Source organism: Paenibacillus sp. FSL K6-1558, assembly GCF_038002565.1.
GTDB lineage: Bacteria > Bacillota > Bacilli > Paenibacillales > Paenibacillaceae > Paenibacillus > Paenibacillus polysaccharolyticus.
Genome location: NZ_JBBOCV010000001.1, coordinates 3,236,150 through 3,260,417, shown reverse-complemented (window position 1 = coordinate 3,260,417; position 24,268 = coordinate 3,236,150). Strand labels below are relative to the sequence as shown.

Genomic DNA, 24,268 nt, shown 5'->3' with positions numbered 1-24,268 from the left:
AGTCCTCCCGTTTGCACGAATCCGCAATGATTTGGCGTCGTTGATCATTTGTTTATACCTACCTTCACTATATGCTTGTGATATGTCCGTTTCATCGGCCTTCATGAACTATATTATACAGGAGGAATATACGTATGAATGCAAATAAAATTCTTATCATTAACGGTCATCCCGATCCACAGAGTTATTGCAAGGCACTGTCAGAGTCCTACGCAGAGGGCGCACGAAAATCAGGTGGGACGGTGGAGATGATCGATCTGAGTGAGATCGAGTTCAATCTTAATCTCCGATACGGCTATCGTCAGCGGACAGAGCTCGAGCCTGATCTGCTGAAGGCACAGGAACTCATTCGCTGGGCAGATCATTTGGTATTTGTTTATCCGACGTGGTGGGGAACGATGCCTGCTGTGCTGAAAGGGTTTATTGATCGGATTTTCCTGCCCGGGTTTGCTATGAGGTATCGGGACAACTCACCGCTCTGGGACAAATTGTTGAAAGGTAAGTCTGCACAGCTTATTGTGACGATGGACACCCCTTGGTTCTACAATGCATTGGTATACAGAAGGGCAGGTCACCGGGTCATGAAATCCAACGTCCTTCAATTCAGTGGGGTATCCCCTGTACGTGTAACCGAGATTAGTCCAATCCGCAAGTCCACGGAAGCGTTTCGTCAGAAATGGCTGGGTAAGGTGATGGAAATGGGGATGAGGCAGGCACGATGATCTAATAGGGATAGGAATATCAAATGAGAATCGTTCATAAAGAGTGAGGAACAAAGGAACAGAGCAAAGAAAAGGATCAAATAACACAAAGAAACGAGGCAGAGCACTTCCTGCTTCGTTTCTTTGTTGTGAAGATGAAGCAGCGATAAGTCAGTTGTTAACCTGCTTTTTCACTACTTTTTCAACACATCCGAATGTTTCTTGCCCCAGCTGTTCACGCCGTCGTCTTCAATGATCGAGATCGCCGCGTCAGCAATATCCGGGTTTGTCATCAGTTTTTCCTGAATCCGGAACTTGATATCATCCGCATCCGCTAGACTGAGTCCCTTAGTCAGCTCAATCAGACCCTCAACATGGTAATACCGGCCTTCCTGAATGATACGCATCATTTGGATATCAGCCACATGGCTGTCTGCCAGAATCGTCTGGGACACCTTGTCCTCGATATCCTGCGGTGCGGCGACACCGATCAGACCAATCATGTTGTCATAGCCGACACGGAAAGCAACGGCGATCATCAGACATCCGATGATAGTGGTGACAATACCGTCAAGCAAAGCGAAGTTTGTCAGTGCAATGACGACAACAGATATAAGCGCAAGCGTCGCTCCAAGCACGGCTACAACGTCCTCGTAGAATACCAGGCGGGTTGGTGGTGCGGCACGTCCTACATTTTTGATTGCTGCAGGCACCAGGGCGAACCCTGTCGCTTTGGGCGCACGAGCTTCTTTCAAAATTTCCTTCATGGCTTTGATGAGGATGGCTCCATCGATCACAATATTAAGCACAAGCACACCAATGTTGATCCACAGTCCCCCTGAGTGACCAGCAGGATGCTGGAGCAGGTGAATGCCTTCGTGAATGGTTTCGTAGGCCATAATCGTCACCACAATTACGGCAATCATACAGAAAATGTTGATGACCCGTCCGAATCCGGTCGGGAAGCGGCGTGTAGGTTTTTTCTCGGATAATACACTTCCGACAAATACAAACCCTTGGTTAATGGCATCGGCCAGTGAATGCATCGCTGATGCGAACATGGCGCCGCTGCCACTGAATATAAAGGCTCCTCCTTTACATAGTGCAAGTATGGCGTTGCCCGCCATGGCTACAGCAGAGGATGTGTTGCCTTTTTTGACGAGAGACATAAAGCTCTCTGACTTCGGTTGTTCAGCCACTTCGGTAGTTCCTCCCAGATATGTAGTTGGTGTAGAAAGACAGTCCTTCTTCCGGTAGCTTGTGCATTTCCACTAAATGTTATTATAACCGCCTTTACAACTCCCAGCATTATGAAACAATGGTCATATCATTATCCAGACGATAACGGCTGTTAATATAATTGTTTGTCATTCAATTTGACTTAGTATTCGATCACATCGATCTCACGCAAATTACGATTGGATTGCTCCAGCAATTCGGTGAAGGTTTCAGCCACGTAATAGACAAAGTCAGGATCATGTTTGAATATAATAATCTGTCCATATGTTCCTTGCTCTGTTGGGTCAAAATCCAACATCAAATACAGCGAACCGCCTCCCAGCTTGCCAAAGGTAATCCAAGATTTCTGATGCAAATAAGGCTTGATTCGCGGGTCCAGTTCAAGCATTTCTTCTTCGGAAAAGTAGTCTTCCATCCGAATCTCTACAGTACCGTCATGTTCTCTCTTCATTTGTTCCAGCGATAACATGTAGAAGACCATATCTTCATTTTGTGCGGCATCACCTGGAAAAAGGATGTGAAAGGCATATCCGCTGCCATTTTTACGTTTGTAGAATGATCGGAAATCTGCCGGTAGACGAATACTGTAATATTGTTCGAATGCGTCAAGCTCCTCATCGGTTGCTCCTACCTGTTCGCGGTAGGCCTCCAGCAACTCCTGGTTTTCCTCATCCTGCACCTTTTCTTCCAGCAGTTCCATCAACTCTTGCATGAGTTCATCGATCCGTTGTTCTGACTTTGGTTCTGACATCATGTTTCGCCTCCTTATGAGCGTTCGCATGTCATACTCATCTAATAAATCTGTTGATGAGATGCTTTCCCACTAGTATAGATTTACTCAGGAAACTCTTACAAGAAACCATAGACCCAAGCGGAAGTCCTACATAACGAATGAATATGGAAGTGTAAAAGTGCACTTGTGGTCTATGTAGTTGCATTCAACCACCTAACAATATCTCAAAAAAAAGCGTGAGCAGCAGGGTTACCCTGTGACTCACGCTTTGGTCTCTATGTGGTCTATTGGTTTTAAATCGATCTCATGTTTTGTTATTCAAATCTCCAGCAGGATAAACTCAGGTTACCCAGCTGATACGCGCGGAATAAGAGAGAGGCTTGTTTCTTCTCATCTCCTGCACCCATGGCGATCAGGATTGGCACAAAATGCTCTGGCGTAGGAACTGCTTCCTGTGCAGACGGAGCAAGCTTGTCATATGCGAAGAGGGCATCCGTATCCCAGTGCTCAAGCTTATCTTGGAGCCAGTTGTCGAATTCCATAGCCCAGGAATCTACACCTTGACTTTCCCAGTTCAGACGGCGCAGGTTATGCACGGTTCCGCCACTGCCAATGACAAGAACGTCTTGCTCACGCAAAGAAGCGAGTGCTTGACCGATCTGATACTGTTGCTCACCCGTCAGATAACGGTTCACAGAGAGAGCAATTACAGGAACATCTGCTTCGGGATAGAGCAGGCGTAGCACAACCCACGCTCCATGATCCAGGCCGCGTACCTCATCCGTCTGCACTGATATTCCCGCTTCGGTGAACAACTTGACGATCTCAGCGGTTGTTTCGGCATGTCCTTGGGCTGGATATTTGATCTGGTACAGTTCGGGTTGAAAACCACCGAAATCATAGATCGTGTCATATGAGCCGGTTACAGCAGATACGAGCTGTGTCGTCGATTCCCAGTGAGCGGAGAACAGGACGATCGCTTTAGGTTTGGGCAGATCCTGCCCAAGTTTTTGCAAAAATTCAGTGTACGCATTCTCCTCCAATGCAAGTGAAGGAGCGCCATGGGCGATAAACAAAGATGGCATCATGATTCAGTCATTCCTTTCGTGTCTTCTGTAGATACCCCAGCATCCGTCCGAAGGAAGTGTTGGAGTTTGGCATATAACTCAGGAGTTACATGGTGGCCCCCGCTGTATGGTACATAAGTAACTTGATTCGTATGATTCCGGAAAAACGAAGCATTATCTTCACCCAGCTGTAACGGGAAAAGGTGATCCTGATCGCCGTGTGAGATAAATGCAGACAGATTGGATGAAGGCTGCAAAGCATATTCCTCTTTTACAAACTGCGGAATGTATCCGCTCATAGCCACGATGCCTTTGATGGCATCACCCATCACCAAGGCAAGCGTCATCGCCATGATGCCGCCCTGACTGAATCCGGCGATATAACGCCGTGCAGGATCAATGGCATATTGAGCCGACAGCTCGATGATAAGTTGTTGCAGTCCTTGAACCGAGGCATCGTATAACTCGCGAACGGGATTGCCTATACTTTTGATCTGAAAATAAGCATAACCTCCGCCCTGTACAATAGGCCCACGAATGGCAACAATGATGAAATCGGTAGACAGCGGCTCCATTAATCGAAGCATGTCCTGCTCATCTGATCCCATGCCGTGCAAGGCAAAAATAACAGGATATTGCTGGGTTTTATCGTAATGTGGAGGCAACTTCACCTCATGAATATAAGTAGAATTCAAACCAATACACCTCCAGGTGAAAGATGAGTTGTGATAAATCGAATGTATAAAATGAATGCAAATATCAAACAAATGCATAGGTCAAACCAATGAAGCAAAAGAGTTGGAATGAATTAATGACAGGGATTAAACTAAAAATAAAAAGTTCACCTATGTGAAAATAATATTCTTATTTATGAACAAAATCTATCATGCTTTCATTGTAGGGTCAACACTTTTTTTGTATGATGAAAATATGTTTTGTATAAGGGAACTTGGAATAAGAATTGTTGTTGTGCTTTTATCTCTTTAGAGGAGGACGTGAAGAAGATGATGAAACATATCGTACCTATTCTTAGAATTTTTGATGAAGCGAAGGCCAAGGAATTTTACACGGATTACTTGGGGTTCAAAGTGGACTGGGAGCATCGATTCGAGGCCGATATGCCGCTGTACATGCAGGTGTCGCAGGATGAGATTGTCATTCATCTGTCCGAACATCACGGAGACTGTACTCCTGGTGCGGCATTACGGATTGAGACAGAGCATCTGGAGGAGCTGCATAAGCGGATTTCTTTGCAAAAATATAAATATGCGAGACCGGGTATCGAGAAGACCCCTTGGGATTCACGGGAAATGACCATTACCGATCCATTTGGCAATCGCCTTGTATTTGTAGAGTCAACGGTTGAATCTTGATTTCAATGAAACGGTAGTTAGAGAGAAGAGAGGGCGGTCACATGGATATTGGCTTGGCCATTCGAACGATACGCAAACAGAAACAGATTACGATCATGCAGCTCTGTGAGGGTACAGGGTTGTCCAAAGGGTTTATCAGCAATGTGGAAAATAACAAAACGTCACCGTCCATCGCTACATTGGAAAGCATCGCGGACTATCTCGGCGTACCGTTGCCTTACCTGTTGTTAACGTCGGAGCAACGTATGAATGTGGTACGCAAACATGAACGCAAGGAGACCACAGCAGGTAGCGGACAGATCAAAGTACAGCAGTTAACCGCCAAAGGTGCGATGCGTATGTCCATAGTAGAACTGCCAGCGGGAGCTTCGACCGGGATCAGCAAACATGCTGGGGAAGAAAGCCATCTGGTACTGCAAGGTGTCATCCAGGCAAAGCAGGGGGAAGACGTGGAGACGCTGGAAGCTGGAGATTCGTTCACATGGAACGCGATTGTACCGCATGAAGTGACCAATATCGGCGAGGAACCCGCCGTTGTGCTGATTGCGGTGTCCAAGGAATTGGAGCTGGATCATCTGTTGAACAAGTAAGGTAAGTGAGGCGAGTGAAGAAGGGGACGGAATGTAAAATATGATGTATACCGTCTGCTTTTGTTAGTCGAGAACTGATTCAGGTGTATTACAAAAGCATAAACAGGTGAGGGACACGTGTCCCTCACCTTGTTTTAGTTAATCGTGTTCATCTTTGCGAGCCTTAGTTGTGCAAAATCACAATTCAGTACCGTTAGCCCCTTGCTTAAATCAAGCCGGATTTTTGCAATAGTCCCTGAATAATTTTGGCAACCTCAGCTCTAGTAATGTAATCCTTTGGTGCAAGCTCATTGCCGCTTCTTCCTGATACAATGCCAGCTTCTACAGTATCAGCGACACTGCTCAGCGCCCATGCAGACACAGCTGCCGTATCTCCATAAGGACGAAGTATTACGTCTGTCGATTGAACAGCGAGATTGCCTTTCAGACTAGTAATCGCCATTGCTTTGGAGAGGATCACCATTGCCTGTTCCCGTGTAATCGTGTCCATCGGACGGAAGGCACCATCTTCAAAACCGCCGATCAAGTGGTAGGCATAAGCAGTATTGACAGCACTGCTGTACCAATCTGTTGATTGTACGTCTGAGAATGAGGTTGCTCCATTCTCCGTCTTGAGTCCCAATGCGCGAACAATGATAGCTGCAAACTCAGCACGGGTAATATTCCGGTCGGGACTGAACATACCATTGCCCGTACCATCGATAATCATCCGTGATCCCATGTCGCTCACTGCTTGTTTTGCCCAATGTTTGGCCACATCTTCAAATTCGAGCGGATGGTAGACAAGAGAATACGTGCTATTCGTCAAGCTATTGATCTGCGCGTAATATTTGCCGTCAATCACGACAATCTTGGTCGGAACATGACGTATGGTTCCGTCTGTCTCAACAACAATTCCTGTGGTAATCTTACCGGGATCAACACCATTCGGAATCACAATATTTCGTTTGACATAGGCATTAAACTTCGATACTTCGACAGTCTTATCTCCGTAGATACCCTTCACCGTAAAGTTTAACGGCGATGCGACAAGCGTGAACGTTCCCTTGGCTGCCGTATTCTCAACAACTTTCACCATATCTGTTGTTGGTTCGGAGATTTCGATTTGTACCTGGATATCTTGTAAGGCTACCGACTTGCCGACCTGCTCGGATATCGTATTAATATTGATTTGTTGCGCTGGAATCGTATAGGTCGCACGATCGGTTTTGATCTCAAGAACAGCTTGCTTGTCCTCCATGTTTTTCACCATCTGACCGTTCAATGAGCCGACGGTCACATGGGATTTGTCATTTACAAGTATCGCCACCACAGCATTTTGGCCTTCCGCAGCGAGCTTGTCCTCTAACTTTTCCTGATCCACAAACACGGTTGTAACGGTTTGACCGTTTCGTTGGGTTCTCGCTACGGTCCCCGCATTTTCCGCTTTACCATTCACAAGTATATCCATTCCCGTATTCGTTTTCTCCGGGATGGTTGGAGTACTAGGCACGGATGGCGTATCGATCGGGACCGTGCTACCGCCGGATGACTTTTGCGGAATGACCGCATTTGAATTAGCGGATGCTGTACTTTTTCCTAGACCATTGATCGCTTTCACCGTAAATGTATAGCTCGTTCCATTCGTTAAACCTGTAATTACAATCGGACTTGCCGCTCCTGTTGTGACTGCATTCCCTGATGAATCGGTTACTTCATACCCCGTAATCGGGCTTCCACCGTTCTCGGTTGGAGCTGTAAAGGTTACGGTGGCTTCTCCGTTTCCAGCTACTGCCAAAACATTTGTTGGGGCTGCCGGTACAGTTGCAGGAGTGGCGTTTGCCTGATTCGATTCCCCACTCAAGCCTCCCGAGTTACCTGCTCTTACTGTAAAGAAATAGGTCGTGCCGTTTAGCAGGTTTTGTGCATTGTAGGTAGAGGAATTGATGATAACAACCGAAGCGGTACTAAGCTGACTTGGATCAGTCGCCATATAAAGGTTGTAATACGTCGCTCCCGTTACCGTACTCCAATTTAGTGTGACCTCACCGTTTCTACCGACAGCCACAAGGTTTTGCGGATTTTCCGGTGCGTTCGGCATGTTCACAACTTGCATCACTGTAAACGTCACATCCGTCATTTGGGTTGCTGATAACGTTATTGTTGCGGTATATGTTCCCGCTGGTAAGCCATCTTTCGCTTTCACCGTTAAGGTTGACGTGGTTGCTCCGTTCACTAACGTTGTACTTGGTTGCGTAATCACAAAATCGCTAGCATGAATGCCGCTAACCGTCGCCGACAGATTCGACAAATCGCTCGTGCCAGTATTCGTTACATCGATAGTTTTTGTCTCTTGGGTACCCAGAGCATAACCTTGAGTAAGTGCAGCTAACGTTTGATCCGCAATAGGAGCAATCGTATGGGTAGGCGCGATGTTTACGTTGACTGTAGCGATGTTGCTCGTTGCCGTTGCGGTCTTGGTGCCGCTGACGCTGTTGTTCGTGTTCGTCACGACAACATAATAGTAGGTCGTGCCTGTCGATGTCGTCGGCGCGGCATAGGTTGCGCTGGTTGCACCCGCAATTGCATTGCCGCCGACCGTGCTGTTCACCGAATTGCTGTACCATTGGTAGGACAGCGTTCCGCCGTCACTTACACTGGCCGCTACGCTCAAGTTCGGGCTGCTGTCACCTTCATTAACCGTGGCGCCCGTCGGCTGTGTATCAATGCTTGGTGATGCCGCGTTGGTCAGAGTATTCACGTTGACCACAGCGATGTTGCTCGTTGCCGTTGCGGTCTTGGTGCCGCTGACGCTGTTGTTCGTGTTCGTCACGACAACATAATAGTAGGTCGTGCCTGTCGATGTCGTCGGCGCGGCATAGGTTGCGCTGGTTGCACCCGCAATTGCATTGCCGCCGTTCGTGCTGTTCACCGAATTGCTGTACCACTGGTAGGACAGCGTTCCGCCGTCACTTACGCTGGCCGCTACGCTTAAGTTCGGGCTGCTGTCACCTTCGTTAACCGTGGCGCCCGTCGGTTGCGTATCAATGCTTGGCGTTGCCGCGTTGGTCAGAGCGTTCACCGTCAGAGTTGCCGCGTTGCTTGACGCATTCCCCGCTGCATTGGTGACCACGACGGTATAACTGCCCGCATCGCCCGATTGCGTGTTACTGATGCTTAGGGTCGCCGCCGTTGCTCCGCTGATGTTTTCGTCGTCTGTCAGCGCATTGCCGTCTTTCTTCCACTGGTAGCTAAGCGGCGCGTCGCCGCTGGCGGTTATACTGAACGTTGCCGTTTGTCCCGCTGTCACTGTCTTGTTGCCCGGCTGACTTGTGATAGACGGTGCCACGGGTGCCGGAATCACCGTCTGTGTAACCGCAAATGTCACGTTCGTCATGTTGTCCGCATATACCGTGACCGCTGCGGTGTACGTGCCTGCTGCCAGGCCGTCCTTTGCTTTCACCGTAAACGTCGTCGATGTCGTTCCGCTGTTTAGTGTCGTCGTTCCCGGCTGCGTAATTACAAAGTCGGTCGCATTGGTTCCGCTTAACGCCGTCGCTACGTTCGTCAAATCTCCGGTGCCGGTTTTCGTAATCGTGATCGTTTTCGTGTCCTGAGTGCCCGAACTGTAGCCTGCCGTCAGTTCCGTTGCCGTTTGATCCGCTATCTCTGCTATCGTGTACGTTGGTACATTATCGGTCGTGACACTCACCGTGTTCGAGTTGCCTGCGTTCGCCCCGCCGCTGACCACTAACCGGAAATCATATGCGGTGGCCGCGCTGAGCCCTGTTACCGTCGCAGTCGTCGAATTGGTTGCGATCGCGCCAATCGTGGTCGTTGTCCATGTATTCGCTCCGGCTGGCGACTGCTCGATGAGGATTCCCGTCGCTCCGCTGGCTGCAGTCCAACTGAACGATGCCGTTGTGCTCGTCTTCGCTGTGCTTGCAAAGTCAATGATCGCAGATGAAGGTATATCCAGCTTCTGCATGCGATGGTTGGACGAATCGGCCACGTACACATTCCCGCTGCTGTCTACCGCCACTCCATAAGGAGTATTAAACTCGCCCAAGCCGTTTCCTGAACCGCCGCCGCTCTTTAACCACTCGCTCCATGTACCGCTTCCTGCGTTCAGCTTCTGAATGCGATGGTTGCCAGTATCGGCCACATAGATGTTCCCGCTGCCGTCTACCGCCACTGCTCTTGGAGTATTAAACTCACCCAAGCCGGCTCCTGCGCCGCCGCCGACCTTTTTCCACTCGCTCCATGTATTCGCCGATAGGGTCAGCTTCTGAATGCGATGGTTACCAGAATCGGCCACGTACACATTCCCGTTAAGGTCCACCGCCACTGCACCTGGAACGCTAAACTCTCCCAAACCGCTTCCATTGCCGCCGCCGACCTTTTTCCACTCGCTCCATGTATTCGTCGATAGGGTCAGCTTCTGAATGCGATGGTTGCCAGAATCGGCCACGTACACATTCCCGTTAAGGTCTACCGCCACTCCATAAGGAGTATTAAACTCGCCCAAGCTGGTTCCAGTGCCACCGCCGTCCTTTTTCCACTCGCTCCATGTATTCGTCGATAGGGTCAGCTTCTGTATGCGATGGTTGCCGGAATCGGCCACATACACGTTCCCGCTGCTGTCTACCGCCACTCCAAATGGATTGTAAAACTCCCCCAAGCCGCTTCCATTGCCGCCACCGACCTTTTTCCACTCGCTCCATGTATTCGTGGATTTGTTCAGCTTCTGTATGCGATGGTTGGAAGTATCAGCCACGTACACATTCCCGCTGCTGTCTACCGCCACTCCTCTTGGAAAAGTAAACTCGCCCGGACTAATCCCGTTAACCGGCCCTAATACAGACCACTCGCTCCATGTATTGTTGGCTGCGGTCAGCTTCTGAATGCGATTACTGTCATCGGCCACATATACATTCCCACTGTTGTCTACCGCCACTCCATTTGGATTAATAAATTCGCCCAAGCTGTTTCCTGAACCACCGCCGTTCTTCACCCACTCGCTCCATGTACCGGTGGCTGCGTTCAGCTTCTGAATGCGATGGTTGCCAGTATCGGCCACATAGATGTTCCCGCTGCCGTCTACCGCCACTGCTCTTGGAGTATTAAACTCACCCAAGCCGGCTCCTGCGCCGCCGCCGAGCTTTTTCCACTCGCTCCATGTATTCGTCGACAGGGTCAGCTTCTGAATGCGATGGTTGTTACTATCACCCACATACACGTTCCCACTGCTGTCTACCGCCACTCCATTAGGAAAATTAAACTCGCCCAAGCCGTTTCCTGCGACTGCGCCGGCACTGGGCTTTTTCCACACGCTCCATGTATTCGTCGATAGGGTCAGCTTCTGAATGCGATGGTTGCTACTATCGGCCACGTACACATTCCCGCTGCTGTCTACCGCCACTCCTCTTGGATTGTTAAACTCGCCCAAACCGAGTCCATTGCCGCCGCCGACCTTTTTCCACTCGCTCCATGTATTCGTCGATAGGGTCAGCTTCTGAATGCGATGGTTGCCAGAATCGGCCACGTACACATTCCCGCTGCTATCTACCGCCACTGCGGTTGGATTGTTAAACTCCCCCAAGCCGCTTCCTGTACCGCCGCCGACCTTTTTCCACTCACTCCATGTATTCGTCGATAGGGTCAGCTTCTGAATGCGATGGTTGCCGGAATCGGCCACATACACATTCCCGCTGCTGTCTACCGTCACTCCTTTGGGAGCGGCAAAACCTCCGGGGTTTGAACTGAAGACCGGCCCCATCCGGCCAAATTGACTCCAGGTCTCAGCTGCATAAGCCGGGATTTCTAATATGCTTGAACATGCAATAATCAAAGCCATGCTCAATATATACAACTTCCTCAACCATTGTTTGGCTTTTCTTTGATGACTCACAGCTCTCGTCCCCCATTTCGACAAAAATCAGGTTTATTATACAAAAACACAATAAACAAAAAATAAACAAGAAATAAACATGAAAGAGCCTTGGAATCTCGATCAATTCCGAAGGCTCTTTCATTCTGCTTGTTTCTATTGTGTCAAAGCTACGACAAAATCCCGGGCTCGGGCTAGAACGTATACCTGAAAGTCGTATCTACGAATGAGTAAACGAACAAAAGCTACGCAGACCATTGTCCAAATCATAAAACTATAAATAGTACGGGATAAAACATCAATTCATTTTCCTAAAAACAAAATTAAAACTCCAAGGGATGCCGTGTTTAGTTTTAAAAGGTTCCTTAATGATTACGATAGAGAAGTGTTCTGCATCATGACTGCATCCTTACGAATACGTTAGATATCCTTTATATCATAAACACAAAAACCACCAACCAGCATTCTGGTTGGTGGAGTCGCATCTTACTGTGGATTGGTTGTCCAGATGCCTGCGGCTTTGACGAATACGCGGTCAGACAGCTTGAGGGTAGCCAGCGCCAGTTCGGCTACATCTTCGGCTTGCATCATGCGATCCTCGTCTCCGATTTTGAGTCCGGCATTCACAGCCAGTTCCGTATTTACGGTGCTTGGTGTCAGCGCGGTTACACGAATGTTGGATTTGCGAACTTCCTGCATCAAGGATTCCGTCATGCCAAGCAATGCGAATTTGGACGCACAATACGCTGAACCTGTAGCGAATCCGCGCTCACCTGCCGTTGAAGCGATATTAATGATGCTGCCGCTGCTTTCCTTAATCATGCTAGGAAGAATGGCGCGAGTTACATAGTATGTACCCATGACATTCACATGCAGGATGCGTTCCCACTCTTCAGGGTCCATCTCTAGCAGTGTGCCGAAACTTCCGATCCCTGCATTGTTAATGAGGATATCGACTGCTCCCAGCTCCATCTCGATAGCTGCAACCGCTGCTTCAGCTTGAGAGCGATCTGAGATGTCTGCTGCAGCACTCGTTACTTTCACGCCATATTGCTGGCTTAAAGACACTTGAAGGGCTTGCAGATCGGAAGCGGTGCGGGCGATCAGTCCAAGATGTACGCCTTCTTTGGCAAGGGCTTCCGCGATGGCGCGGCCAATACCTTTACCGGCGCCAGTAATGATGGCTGTTTTATTTTTAAGTTCCATAGGAATATTCCTCCTCAGCATTTGGGTTAGCACTTGATTATACTATACTTTACCCAATGATCGGAAATATGCTTCATCACACGTTAGCGCGGTTGGGTGATTCGAATGCTGCCAGAAGTCGTACGTGCCTGGATCACATCCTGACTTATGCCTGGTGACTCCGGTATATTAACGTCGCCCGAAGTGGCCTTGGCCTCATAAATTCCATCAAAATCAGGCGCAGCCTGAATGGATATATCCCCCGATGTCCCTGATACCTGAATAGGCGCTGCGTGAGATTGCTGGATATCAATACTGCCGGATGTGAACTCAACATTAGCCTCACCATTCAATTGTGCAATTTCCACATCTCCTGATTGAATCACGCTATTTACTTTTCCATCCACTTGTTTTGCGGTGAAGCTTCCTGATGTCTGTTCCACGGCTAAATCCCCTTGAATAGCAGAAGCAGCAATGTCCCCTGAGGTCAAAGACAATTCCATGCGAGGAGCTTGAATATCACGCAAAACAATGGAGCCTGAGGTGCTTTTCATCTCCAGAGATTCAGCATGTAGCCCGGTTATATCCCAATCCGCTGAGCTAGAGTGTAGTGTGACATCATTCAAGGGATATCCTTTTGGCAAAGCCACGGTTATTCTTGAATCTTGTTCCCCCCAGTTCCAATTAAAAGAGAACAACTTCAGACGGTTGTGTTTTTGCAGCGTCAGCTGGAATGTGCCATCGGTAAAACTTGCCTCCTCGAAGCTTTGAATAACCTCCGGTTCCCACTTTCCATCCACTTCGATATACGCGGTGTTGTCTGGACTAACGATGAATTCGATATCCGCATTAAAATTGCCATCCAGCTGAATATTTTGCAGATCATCTTGTAGTCCCCCGGTGTTGAGTTCCCACCGCTTGCTGTATGCTTCCCTATCATCCTTGAACTGAAAACCATAGACCGATGTTCCAAGTAAACCTATGCCAATGCAGATGAGAGCCAGTGCTAGCCATTTTTTGGTGCTCATGCAGAAACATCCCCTTTCATCACGTTGATATTCCACCGAATATAGTGAAGTGTCACATTTTTAAATGCGATAAAGACAAATTTGGAGGCAAGGGCAAACAAAATGCCAATACCGAACAGCCCAATAGCAACGAAAATTTCTGTTGTTTCAAGGTGATTCAGATACAGGTAGTCGAAGGCAGCTGCGACAGGAGCCAGCCCAAGCAAGGACAGACTTGCAATTGTAAGCCATACAGACCAGAGGCTAAGACCAATAGGAATCATGAGTGTAAGATTAAGGAAGATCAAGCCTATGCCCACAAAAAAGTTCCGCGTAGCCCGATTGTGATTAACAGGTGGTTTCATCTCTCTGAACGTTGGCCCATCAAAGGGATCTCTATCGGATGTGTGAGAGTATGCGTTAGCGGTATACCGTTCGCCGAGTACTTTACGTGCAATTTCCTCCGGGTGGCCGAGCTCAAGTGTAATGTCTTCCTCCGATTTGCCTTCACGTAGCCCTAGCGTAAACTTGTGGGCATAATCTGCAAGGAGTTCCGCACGTTCCAACCGGTCCATCGGACGTAAAACGACTTCCATAGCTTGCATAAATTGTTTTCTATTCATTTTGTTTTCCTTTCGCACCCTATGTTCAGTGCAGTGGTAGTGGATTCATCAACGCATTCCGTATTTATGTAATGTCAGATCGTATGATAACTTCCTTCTATACCAGCATACAGAAAAACCGGGTCGGCTGCTTCCGTCTGGAGGCGGATACCGATCCGGTCTATGAGATGAAATGTATGTCAGCGAACTCCACGTATATTCACACATGGAGTTCAGAAATACAACTTTTGTGCATTTGGTGGGGAAGGGGTTATTCGTTGTATGGATATATAGTTTACTTCTATTGTATTTACTGCCCCTGCACATCCAAGATGGGCAGGTCTTCGACCGCAGGCCCTTCAATGACATGTCCTTCATAATTAAAGCGTGAGCCGTGGCATGGGCAGTCCCAGGAACGTTCCCCATTATTCCACTCCACTTCGCATCCCAAGTGGGTGCAAGTTGTATCAACCAGGAACAACTTACCGCTGGTGTCCTTATAGGCTCCGGCCCTTTTACCGTTATGACGCACGACTGCGCCTTCGTCGTTGCCGAGCTCGTTTATATTTTTGTGCACAATGCCGACTTTGCCTGCAATTAACTCCTTCGCAACATTGACATTCTCTACGATAAAGTGTTTGAAACCCGGGTCTGCCTTGAATCTTGCCGGATCAAATACTTCTGCGTGCGGGTTATCTCTGCCGGTAATTCGGTCTGCCAGCAGATGTCCAGCCATCGTACCAGTAGTCATGCCCCATTTGGCAAAGCCTGTAGCGACATAGACCCGTTCATGTCTTCCGGTAATCGGTCCGATGTAGGGCACTTTATCGATGGAGATCAGGTCCTGAGCCGACCAGCGAAACGGGATGTTACGAATCCCAAACGTCTCGGCTGCATATTTCTCCAGGCGCTCGTAGTGACCGAAGGTACAGATGCCTTGTCCGGTTTTATGATTTTCTCCGCCGAACAGAATATGCTCTTTACCATTATGAACGACAGCACGGAGTGAACGGGCCGGATCATCATCGGAGATGTACATGCCACCTGCATAGGGCTTCTCAGGCTCAACCATCACCGCATAGGAGCGTTCAGCATGCAGGCGGGTAAAGTAAAATCCCGGATCATATACGGGAAAATGGGAAGCAACCACGATGTGCTCTGCCGTGACGAATGAACCATTATAGGTTCTTACTTTCAGAGAGGCTTCTTCTTCCACATCGGTTACCGTTGTTTGTTCATAGACACGTACTCCTTGTTTCACGGCTGAAGCAAGCAGGTGATGCAAGTAAGCTAATGGGTCGAAACGTGCTTGTCCAGGCATACGAATGCCTGCTCTCGAGGGGACAGGAATCGGAAGGGGGTCTACCCATTCACCAGGGATGTTGAGTTTGCCATAAGCGGTCAGCTCAATCTCCAGCTTTTTGATATGGTCATCGGACTGAATATAGACGTAGGCATCCTCATCGACCCACTGACATTCGATCTGCTTTTCCTTGACCAGACTACGCATCCAGCTCGCTGCATTTGCATTCCCTTCATAGTACATCCGTGCCTGCTCATGTCCGAAGTGATGCATAATTTCATCATAGATGACCCCGTGCTGTGCAGATACTTTGGCGGTTGTATGGCCTGTTGTGCCGTCCAGTACTTTTCCAGCTTCAAGCAGAACGACACTCAGTCCAGACTGGGCAAGCAAATAGGCTGTGGTGATGCCTGCAATCCCGGCTCCGATAATCGCTACATCCGTTGTAGTATCTTCTGTTAACTTCGGATAAGATTCGAATGTATTCGCGGCACGCCACAAAGATTCGGGAACCGGTGGTAAACTTGTGTTCAACTGCTCATTGTTATTCATTGGATTGGTTTCCTCCTAATCATGATCACAGCATAATAGGGGACGTTCAGAAGCAGAAGTCCCTGTACTTCTAATCAGGATTGCCAGAGTATGCCAGAAAAAAACGAGTAGCTAGATATTTTTAAGAAAGGAAGAGGAACATTTTCTTGAAACGTCCCTCTGTTTTTTTATATCAGAATGTTTTATAGTAAGATTACCGAAATCGTTTTAGGTTTTTGGTTAATATCCCCTAAAATAAAAATAAATCATGTTTTATAAAGGTATTTTGCCTAATTTAGAGAGGTAATCCGAAAGATATGGTCCGTTTTCGTGAATTAAAATGTATTCGCTATCATAATTAATCTATACTATACATTAAAGGGAGAATAGATATGACAACTCATCAAACGAAATATCCGTTTCAAGATACAACAATGGCACTTAATGATCGAGTGAAGGACCTTGTGTCCCGTCTCACGGACGATGAAAAAATTGAATCCATGCTGCAATACCAGCCAGCCGTAGAACGCCTGGGTGTTGCTGCTTACAAACATGGAACGGAAGCCGCTCACGGCCTGGCTTGGCTTGGTGAAGCTACCTCATTCCCGCAGCCTGTAGGACTCGCATGTACGTGGGATACCGACCTGATGAAAGAGATCGGCTCCGTCATCGGAGACGAGGCACGTGTATTTTACAAACGGAATCCTGCCGTCAACGGTCTTACGCTGTGGGCACCCACGGTGGATATGGAACGTGACCCGCGCTGGGGACGAAACGAAGAGGCGTATGGCGAGGACCCGGAACTGACCGCAGAGCTGACAACCGCATTGGTCAAAGGTATGCAGGGCGACCATCCCAAGTATTACAAAGCTGTGGCAACGCTCAAACACTTCCTCGGCAACAACAACGAAGTGGATCGTGGTAGCGGCTCATCCAGCATTGATCCACGCAATATGCGTGAATATTATTTGAAAGCGTTCGAAAAGCCATTCAAGCAAGGCGGAGCACAGTCGATGATGACAGCGTACAACTCGATTAATGGCACGCCGGCTTTGTTGCATCCTTTTGTGAACGAGATTGTCAAAGGCGAATGGGGCATGGATGGATTCATCGTCAGTGACGCGGGCGACGTGATGGGCATCAAGAATGATCATAAATATTATGAATCCCACACACCGGGTACGGTTGAATCGGTCAAAGCGGGGATCGACAGTATCACCGACGATGCCGAACTGTCCAAGCAAGCGCTTCGTGAAGGATTGGAGCAGGGGCTGCTGACTATGGAAGATATCGACACAGCCTTGTTTAATACATTCCGTGTGCGATTCCGTCTAGGTGAATTTGATCCGGAAGAAGGCAATCCCTACGCTGCAATTGGTGAGGAATCCATGATGACGGAGAAGGCCAAAGCGCTGTCTCTCCGGGCGGCAAGAGAGCAGGTGGTTTTGCTCAAAAACGAAAATGGTACCCTTCCGTTGGACAAAACCAAAACAGGCAAAGTAGCTGTGATTGGCCAGCTTGGCGGAACGGTCTATCGGGATTGGTATGCTGGTACGCTACCCTACAGCGTCACGCCACTGGAAGCGATTCGCGGCAAAGTGGGCAGTGATAACGTAACCTACCAGGACGGTGACCATCGCATCACGCTGACATCGGCAGCAAGCGGCAAAAAGCTGGGCCTTGTCAGAGTGGAGGGCTCATCTGAGATGGCAGTGGGAGCCTTTGAAGAAGCCGAGACATTCCGAGTGACGGATTGGGGGTTCGGCAGTTACACGTTGCAGGCAGAGAGTAACCGCAAATACCTGACCACAGATGAAGAGTCGGTCACTGCCTCGGCTAATGAAGTGTACGGCTGGTTTGTCAAAGAAGTGTTTCATCTGTTGCCACAGGCGGAGGGTCGTGTGGGGCTCACCACATGGAATGGTAGAGTCGTGACGACATCGAACGATGGCCATGATGCACTCAAGGTGGCCGAAGAGTTGACAACATTCGGTGATGCAGAGCTATTCGAGCAAAATGTCGTAACGAATGGGATCGACGAAGCTGTTGCTGTAGCCAAAGAAGCCGAGACAGCGATTGTATTTGTCGGTAACAACCCGCTTGTTAACGGTAAAGAAGAAGTGGACCGCCCAAGTCTGGAGCTGGCTGAATCACAGCTTCAGCTGGTAAAGGCTGTGCATGAAGCTAACCCGAACACCGTAGTGGTGATTGTAGGGAGTTATCCTTTTACCTGCAACTGGGTTCAAGAGAATATTCCGGCAATCCTCTATACGTCACATGCCGGACAGGAACTGGGGAACGCAGTCGCTGACGTATTGTACGGAGATTACGCACCTGCAGGCCGTCTGAACATGACTTGGGTACAATCGGAAGATCAACTGCCTGATATCCGGGATTATGATATTATCCAAGCGGGCCGCACGTATCAATATTTTGAAGGAAATGTGTTATATCCGTTCGGACATGGTTTGACCTATGCTTCATTTAAATACAGCAATCTGGAGATTAGCCCTGCGCAAGCAGGAAAAGACGACCGCGTGACCATTCGAGTGGATGTGACGAATACCAGTTCAATCGCCAGCGACGAGGTCGTGCAGTTGTATGTGCGTGCAGGAAAGTCACGAGTGAAACGTCCACTCAAAACGCTAAAAGCTTTCCGACGTCTGCATATTGAAGCTGGAGCGACAGCGACTGTTCATTTTGATCTGCCTGTTCAGGAATTGGCCATCTGGGATGTTACTCGTGATCGTTATGTGGTCGAGGATGGCATCTATTCGATTATGGCAGCCAAATCTTCCTCCGATGTGCAGTTGGTCGCAGATCTAAAAATAGATGGAGAGATCATACCTGCACGTGACTTGAGCGTGACTACACGTGCCGAGAATTATGATGCTTATCGGGGTGTGGAACTGGATGAGTGCAAAGAGGGTGGTACAGCAGTTCGTGTCATAGGAGAACAAGGGTGGATTGCCTTTAGGGATGCTGACCTTGGCAACGGGGCCACCACATTTGAAGCTCGCCTATCTGCAGAACAGCAAGGGGGTCTGCTGGAAGTGAGATTGGGTACCCCGGACGGTGCCCTTGCAGGACGTGTAGAGCTGGCACAAAGCGGTGCCCAGCAGTGGTCTACGGTAGAGGTTGAACTGACAGGCGCATCAGGAGTGCAGGATATCTATCTAATATTACCTGCGGGCGTCCGTGTTCGTCATTTTGAGGTGCGTTAACATATAGAAAATGTAAACGATAGAGAGCGGAATAGAAGAGATCGCTGACCATCTTTTTCCTATTCTCTATTATGCGAGGTCAACCTGTTTTTAACGGTTGGCCTTTTTTATTTTTACATGATCCCCATTCAAAAAAAGCAATTATATCACGATATATATTATATAGTGTCATATCATTTGCTGAAGGCAAAGGTGGAGAAAGGAGTCGGATCCGAACTCATTCTTTATCAGGACGGATATGTAAGCTAGAAAAGTAAAGGAAAAGGGGAATCTGCAATGTTACGCTACTTCCGCAATCGAAGTTTGGTTTTCACCAGTTCTGTCCTGATTGCCATCATTTTGTTTGTAATGATCATCCTGATGAGTGTGTTGAATTTCAAACAAAGTCAGCAGGCTTACTACGAAGAAATTAATCAGGTAGGTAAGGCGCTGTCCAATCAGCTTCAGCTCAACCATAAGTGGGTAGAACAGGCGAATCAGCAACTGGGGGCTTCACCTAAGCCAACATCTCCCGAACTCACGTCATTGAAAGAACAACTCGATGCAATGACCGGTGTTGCCTCTATTGCAAATGCTTATATATTCAAATCGGATATTATCGAACGGGATGGGAAACAGATCTTAACGGGGGTGCAAGTCAATCAGGCACTCTATGATCTGGAGATGGTCCCCGGTGTCGAATACGAAATTCCAGAAGTAGTTCAAGATACATATGATCATGTATTCCAGAACGGAACCGCTTTTACAGAATCATACACGGATACTGCAGGGACGTGGGTGACCTATCTAAGCACGATCAAAGATGATACGGGTAAGACGATTGCTATTTTTGGTCTGGATTTGGACGCAGCCCAAGTGAAGCAGGATCAGATGTGGATGTTTTTGTATAGTCTGGGGAGTGGATTTGTCATTGCGGTCATTATGATTATAGTTATGGTCATTCTGGCTCGAATTGTACTTCGACCATTACAGAAACTCGCAGACGTATCGAAGCAGGCAGCAGGCGGCAATCTGACAGTCAGTCTGGATGTACGCAATAACAATGAGATCGGCCAAACGGCCAACGCATTTAATCATATGCTGGGGGGGCTACAGCAACTGATTACAGGCATTCAGTCCACTTCTGCGAGTGTGACCCGCTCAGCTGCGGATCTGCAGATGAGTTCGGAACGTACCACTGAAGCTTCACAAGAGATTACCGAATCGATGTTGCAGGTGTCCTCCGGGGCAGAACAGCAACGACAATCCACGAATGAATGCCAGGAGTCCATCGGCGAGATGGTCATTGGCATCAAACGAATTGCTGACTCGTCTCAGGTGGTTGCTGAACTGGCTTCGGATACAACCGATCTCGCTAGCCGAGGTGAGGCAGATATTACAACGATGGTCGATCAGATGCAGAAGATTGAACTTAACATGTCAGGCACGGTTGTAGTTCTCCATGATCTTCAACAATTGAACAGCAGCATCGGTGGAATCATGTCCATGATTCGGGATATTGCGGATCAGACTAGCCTGCTTGCGCTGAATGCTTCCATTGAGGCAGCTAGAGCAGGTGAAACGGGAAGAGGCTTTGCTGTGGTTGCACAGGAGATTCAGAAGCTTTCGAATCGCTCCAAAGAGTCTTCTGATCAGATCGACCAGATTCTTCAAGGTATCCTTAATCATACGGAGAAGGCCGTAACTTCCATTGAAGAGTCAGTGGATGTCGCTAAACGAGGAGCAGAGACATCCGTAGTAACGGCAGAAACATTCCGCCAGATTGTCGAATCTATTCAGAAGGTATCGGGACAAGTCTACGAAGTATCCGCCGCCTCTGAGCAAATGTCAGCCAGCAGTGATCAGATTGCTGCTTCTTTGGAGCAATTGGGTGTTGTGGCTTCGGATTCATCCGGTAACGCGAACAAGGCTCGTGCTTCTTCGGAAGAACAACTGGCGCTGATGGAAGAAGTATCAAGTCTTTCTCACGAGCTGAGAAGTTTGGCTTACGAACTGAATCAGGTCATCCAAAGGTTTCAGGTGTAAAAGGAGAAAAAACATCGTTACACTGCACCAAGATGCAATGTAACGATGTTTCCAGATGCTTGCGTTGCGCGCACGTCAATCAAGCGCTGATTACGACTTCCACGGAAGGGCAGAGATACATCACGCTCTGCTGCAAGGTAACGCCCGTCGATAATCACGTCACATAGCTGTGCAAGCTCTGCTCTTTCCGGGTCGGCGATGAGTTCCTCATACTCGAATCCGGTGTAGGCCCATACCGTCAGATCTGGCCTTGCATCCCGAAACTGACGTACCCAACGAGTACATGCTGCTGCTGAGAAAAAGGGGTCACCCCCGCATAACGTCACGCCATCCAGTAACGGATGGTTCGTGACCTCATGCAAAATCTGTTGCTGCCGCTCTTCTGTAAAGGGTTCACCTGCGCGAAAACTCCACGAATCCGGGCTGAAGCAGCCCGGACATGCATGGCGGCATCCGCTGATAAACAGCACAGCACGAAGGCCGGTTCCTTCATTGACCGATTCGGGAATGTAACCAAACAAATTCACCGGTGTTTCACCCGATCCCGTACTTCGGCCTGCTTCGCAGCATTGAAGCGTACCTTGTAATCTCCTGTCAGATAACCGGTTACACGGCGCAAGCGCTGGAAGTGAACCTCATTTTCGTGAACTTCACATCCCGGACAGGTATCACCGATGACCCCCTCATACCCGCATTCAGGGCAACGATCAATCGGATGATTGATTGAGAAGTAACCGATATCCTGTGCCAGCGCGTACTGTACGATGCGCATAAAGGCTGATGTATTTGCCCGCACATTGCCGTCAAGTTCAACATAAGAGATGGCTCCGGCATTGCACAGAGCGTGGAATGGAGCTTCCAGTTCAATCTTACGGTAGGCAGGAAGGTTATGATAGACCGGAATATGGAACGAGTTCGTATAGTATTCACGTTCATTCACACCGGAGATCGGGCCGTAACAGGCTCGGTCTATTTTGGTGAATTTGCCGGATAAACCTTCAGCAGGTGTAGCAAAGAGCGTAACGTTCAGGTTATGCAGCTCACTCATCCGATCACAGAACTCTCTCATCGTACGGATGACATTCAGCGCCTCGCGATGCACATGCATATCTTGTCCGTGATGGCGTCCATACATAGCAGTCATACATTCGGCGAGTCCGATAAATCCAAGAGACAACGTGCCGTGTTTCAACAGATCGGCAACCGGCTCATCCGGTTCCAATTTCTCTCCGCCTTCCCATACCCCTTCACGCATCATGAAGTCCGATGATTTGGCAGGCTGTTTTTTCTGAATGGCATACCGATGAAGTAAACCCTCCACGGCATTGTGCATGATTTTATCCAAGGCCACATAGAATCCTTCCCGATCCGCAACAGCCCGATTGTTTTGGCAGATGCCAAACCGAATCCCGAGTTTCACCAGATTGACCGTATTGAAAGACAGGTTTCCTTTACCACTTTGCCGATTTCGTCCAAACCGATCCGCAAGGGTGCGTGTGCGGCAGCCCATCGTTGCAATGATCGTGTCCGGGTCTTCCGGATGATAGAAAGGTAAATTAAACGTTGCATCCACATTGACAAAGTTAGGGTACATGCGCCGTGAAGAACAGGTTACCGCGAGGCGGAACAAGTCATAGTTCGGGTCGCCCTGAGCTTGGTTAACCCCTTGCTTACACTGGAAAATATGCTGTGGAAATACAGGCGTTTCCCCATGTCCGAGGCCACGAATCGTTGCTTCGAGCAGGGAGCGGGACACCAGACGACCCTCCGCTGATGTACACATACCATAGTTTAGCGATGTAAAAGGAATCTGTCCGCCCGCTCGGCTACTCATCGTATTGAGGTTATGTATAAGAGATTCGGCGGCTTGTCCTGTCTCCAGTTCTGTTTCCTCACTTGCAAAAGCAAATGCCCGCGGGCACTGTTGCTTCGCTTCAGCACTGTTCAGATGAAGCTTCTCGTCCGTCAGCAAGGCTTGTTCATCAAAAAGCCGTTGACCTTTGCGGAAATGCTTGATGAAAGAGCGTTGTACGTAAGGCGCCAGATCCCAGTCGATTTTGTTGGCGGATACGCCGCCGTACTGACTGTTTTGCTGTGACTGGAAGATGATCGCGACCAGAGCCATCGCAGACATGATGGTCTGTGGTGTGCGAACCGATCCGTTCCCTGTATTGAAGCCAGAAGCAAGCAATCGATCGAATGGAATAAAAATGCAGTTCGTTGTTCCAAGGGCATACTGATCCAGATCGTGCACATACAGATCGCCATTCTCCACCGCATCTGCAAGCACCTCTGGCAATACATGGCGCATGGCATGCCATTTGGCTGTCTCCGATCCAAGCCTGCTCATCTTGCCGCTGAAGGAATCTCCATTCAGATTTGCATTCTCCCTCAGCGTATCAGCGTCTTCTGCGCCAATAATACGTCTTCCCAGGTCAGATAACAGATCGGTTGCCGGTGGTGCGGCATGCTCAAGCATAGTCATGTAACGTGCCTCCTAAATGATTTTTGAATAGATTATAATTTGATTAATATACGAGTTATATACTACATGTAGATTTGTATTATCCATTTATAAACTATATGTGGTTTTTTGGGTGTGATTATGATCACACCCCTTGTGAGGTGGAAGAGCACCTTCCGGGATTTAGCGCGGGTTTGAGGTTCCCAAATTTCAAACAGAGGCGTATAATTTCTACTTACCCTGCAAGTATAAACTTACAAGTCAGATATCGTGGATCGAAGTATTTTTTCAGATCTGTTCGGTGAGAAAAGAGGTTACAGGCACCAGTATGATTCTCTAGTACTTCTGTGGTGTT

General features: G+C 48.5%; 16 protein-coding genes. 5 read left to right on the top strand and 11 right to left on the bottom strand.

From position 1 onward, the window contains the following. Positions 1-134: 134 nt before the first annotated feature. Positions 135-722: an NAD(P)H-dependent oxidoreductase gene (locus tag MHI38_RS14015; RefSeq protein WP_090924117.1), complete on the top strand. Its 588-nt coding sequence runs from the start codon at positions 135-137 to the stop codon at positions 720-722. Positions 723-895: 173 nt separating this feature from the next. On the opposite strand, the gene MHI38_RS14010 is transcribed toward MHI38_RS14015, so the two are convergent. The 4 genes from MHI38_RS14010 to MHI38_RS13995 all read right to left on the bottom strand — a co-directional run bounded on the left by MHI38_RS14010 (position 896) and on the right by MHI38_RS13995 (position 4,435). Then, positions 896-1,900: a cation diffusion facilitator family transporter gene (locus tag MHI38_RS14010; RefSeq protein ID WP_090924118.1), complete on the bottom strand. Its 1,005-nt coding sequence runs from the start codon at positions 1,898-1,900 to the stop codon at positions 896-898. A 182-nt stretch (positions 1,901-2,082) separates the two neighbouring features. Then, positions 2,083-2,694 carry an SMI1/KNR4 family protein gene (locus tag MHI38_RS14005; protein ID WP_341181326.1) on the bottom strand — a complete coding sequence of 204 codons (612 nt, stop codon included), beginning with the start codon at positions 2,692-2,694 and terminating at the stop codon, positions 2,083-2,085. Between the two features lie 293 nt (positions 2,695-2,987). Next, positions 2,988-3,761 (bottom strand): DODA-type extradiol aromatic ring-opening family dioxygenase, encoded by a 774-nt coding sequence (locus MHI38_RS14000; RefSeq protein WP_341181325.1) that lies wholly within the window; start codon positions 3,759-3,761, stop codon positions 2,988-2,990. Next, positions 3,758-4,435 carry an alpha/beta hydrolase gene (locus MHI38_RS13995; protein ID WP_154890257.1) on the bottom strand — a complete coding sequence of 226 codons (678 nt, stop codon included), beginning with the start codon at positions 4,433-4,435 and terminating at the stop codon, positions 3,758-3,760. The genes MHI38_RS14000 and MHI38_RS13995 overlap by 4 nt, the downstream gene beginning before the upstream one ends. Before the next feature lie 312 nt (positions 4,436-4,747). Here MHI38_RS13995 and MHI38_RS13990 point away from each other — a divergent pair, with 312 nt between their 5' ends. Further along, on the top strand, positions 4,748-5,113 hold the full coding sequence (locus MHI38_RS13990; protein ID WP_222592180.1) for a glyoxalase superfamily protein: 366 nt from the start codon (positions 4,748-4,750) through the stop codon (positions 5,111-5,113). 41 nt (positions 5,114-5,154) lie between these two features. Next, positions 5,155-5,703 carry a helix-turn-helix domain-containing protein gene (locus MHI38_RS13985; RefSeq protein WP_145333555.1) on the top strand — a complete coding sequence of 183 codons (549 nt, stop codon included), beginning with the start codon at positions 5,155-5,157 and terminating at the stop codon, positions 5,701-5,703. 205 nt (positions 5,704-5,908) lie between these two features. Here the strand turns inward: MHI38_RS13985 and MHI38_RS13980 are convergent, their stop codons facing one another. The 5 genes from MHI38_RS13980 to MHI38_RS13960 all read right to left on the bottom strand — a co-directional run bounded on the left by MHI38_RS13980 (position 5,909) and on the right by MHI38_RS13960 (position 16,221). Further along, positions 5,909-11,593: an S-layer homology domain-containing protein gene (locus tag MHI38_RS13980; RefSeq protein WP_341181324.1), complete on the bottom strand. Its 5,685-nt coding sequence runs from the start codon at positions 11,591-11,593 to the stop codon at positions 5,909-5,911. A 465-nt stretch (positions 11,594-12,058) separates the two neighbouring features. After that, entirely contained in the window at positions 12,059-12,778 is a 720-nt protein-coding gene (locus MHI38_RS13975; protein WP_154890263.1) for a 3-ketoacyl-ACP reductase, read from the bottom strand. 83 nt (positions 12,779-12,861) lie between these two features. Next, on the bottom strand, positions 12,862-13,785 hold the full coding sequence (locus MHI38_RS13970) for a DUF4097 family beta strand repeat-containing protein (RefSeq protein WP_341181323.1): 924 nt from the start codon (positions 13,783-13,785) through the stop codon (positions 12,862-12,864). Continuing rightward, positions 13,782-14,387, bottom strand: a complete 606-nt coding sequence (locus MHI38_RS13965) for an HAAS domain-containing protein (RefSeq protein ID WP_341181322.1) — start codon at positions 14,385-14,387, stop codon at positions 13,782-13,784. Before MHI38_RS13965 ends, MHI38_RS13970 begins: the two co-directional genes overlap by 4 nt. A gap of 289 nt (positions 14,388-14,676) precedes the next feature. Next, a complete protein-coding gene (locus MHI38_RS13960; protein WP_154890269.1) occupies positions 14,677-16,221 on the bottom strand; it encodes an FAD-dependent oxidoreductase in 1,545 nt (514 codons plus the stop codon). Between the two features lie 371 nt (positions 16,222-16,592). On the opposite strand from MHI38_RS13960, the gene MHI38_RS13955 reads away from it, so the two are divergent. Both MHI38_RS13955 and MHI38_RS13950 read left to right on the top strand, forming a co-directional pair. Next, positions 16,593-19,424, top strand: coding sequence for a glycoside hydrolase family 3 C-terminal domain-containing protein (locus MHI38_RS13955; protein ID WP_341181321.1), 2,832 nt, complete (start codon positions 16,593-16,595; stop codon positions 19,422-19,424). 276 nt (positions 19,425-19,700) lie between these two features. Further along, positions 19,701-21,449 (top strand): methyl-accepting chemotaxis protein, encoded by a 1,749-nt coding sequence (locus MHI38_RS13950; protein WP_154890273.1) that lies wholly within the window; start codon positions 19,701-19,703, stop codon positions 21,447-21,449. 17 nt (positions 21,450-21,466) lie between these two features. Here the strand turns inward: MHI38_RS13950 and nrdG are convergent, their stop codons facing one another. Next, entirely contained in the window at positions 21,467-21,976 is a 510-nt protein-coding gene (nrdG, locus tag MHI38_RS13945; protein ID WP_090924131.1) for an anaerobic ribonucleoside-triphosphate reductase activating protein, read from the bottom strand. Next, positions 21,973-23,934, bottom strand: coding sequence for an anaerobic ribonucleoside triphosphate reductase (locus MHI38_RS13940; protein ID WP_154890275.1), 1,962 nt, complete (start codon positions 23,932-23,934; stop codon positions 21,973-21,975). Before MHI38_RS13940 ends, nrdG begins: the two co-directional genes overlap by 4 nt. Between the last annotated feature and the right edge of the window lie 334 nt (positions 23,935-24,268).

Coding starts and splice junctions, on each gene's coding strand:
- MHI38_RS13940 (WP_154890275.1), bottom strand. CDS start 23,934: ATGACTATGCTTGAGCATGCCGCACCACCGGCAACCGATCTGTTATCT.
- MHI38_RS13965 (WP_341181322.1), bottom strand. CDS start 14,387: ATGAATAGAAAACAATTTATGCAAGCTATGGAAGTCGTTTTACGTCCG.
- MHI38_RS13960 (WP_154890269.1), bottom strand. CDS start 16,221: ATGAATAACAATGAGCAGTTGAACACAAGTTTACCACCGGTTCCCGAA.
- MHI38_RS14005 (WP_341181326.1), bottom strand. CDS start 2,694: ATGATGTCAGAACCAAAGTCAGAACAACGGATCGATGAACTCATGCAA.
- MHI38_RS14015 (WP_090924117.1), top strand. CDS start 135: ATGAATGCAAATAAAATTCTTATCATTAACGGTCATCCCGATCCACAG.
- MHI38_RS13975 (WP_154890263.1), bottom strand. CDS start 12,778: ATGGAACTTAAAAATAAAACAGCCATCATTACTGGCGCCGGTAAAGGT.
- MHI38_RS13970 (WP_341181323.1), bottom strand. CDS start 13,785: ATGAGCACCAAAAAATGGCTAGCACTGGCTCTCATCTGCATTGGCATA.
- MHI38_RS13955 (WP_341181321.1), top strand. CDS start 16,593: ATGACAACTCATCAAACGAAATATCCGTTTCAAGATACAACAATGGCA.
- MHI38_RS13990 (WP_222592180.1), top strand. CDS start 4,748: ATGAAACATATCGTACCTATTCTTAGAATTTTTGATGAAGCGAAGGCC.
- MHI38_RS14000 (WP_341181325.1), bottom strand. CDS start 3,761: ATGATGCCATCTTTGTTTATCGCCCATGGCGCTCCTTCACTTGCATTG.
- MHI38_RS13985 (WP_145333555.1), top strand. CDS start 5,155: ATGGATATTGGCTTGGCCATTCGAACGATACGCAAACAGAAACAGATT.
- MHI38_RS13950 (WP_154890273.1), top strand. CDS start 19,701: ATGTTACGCTACTTCCGCAATCGAAGTTTGGTTTTCACCAGTTCTGTC.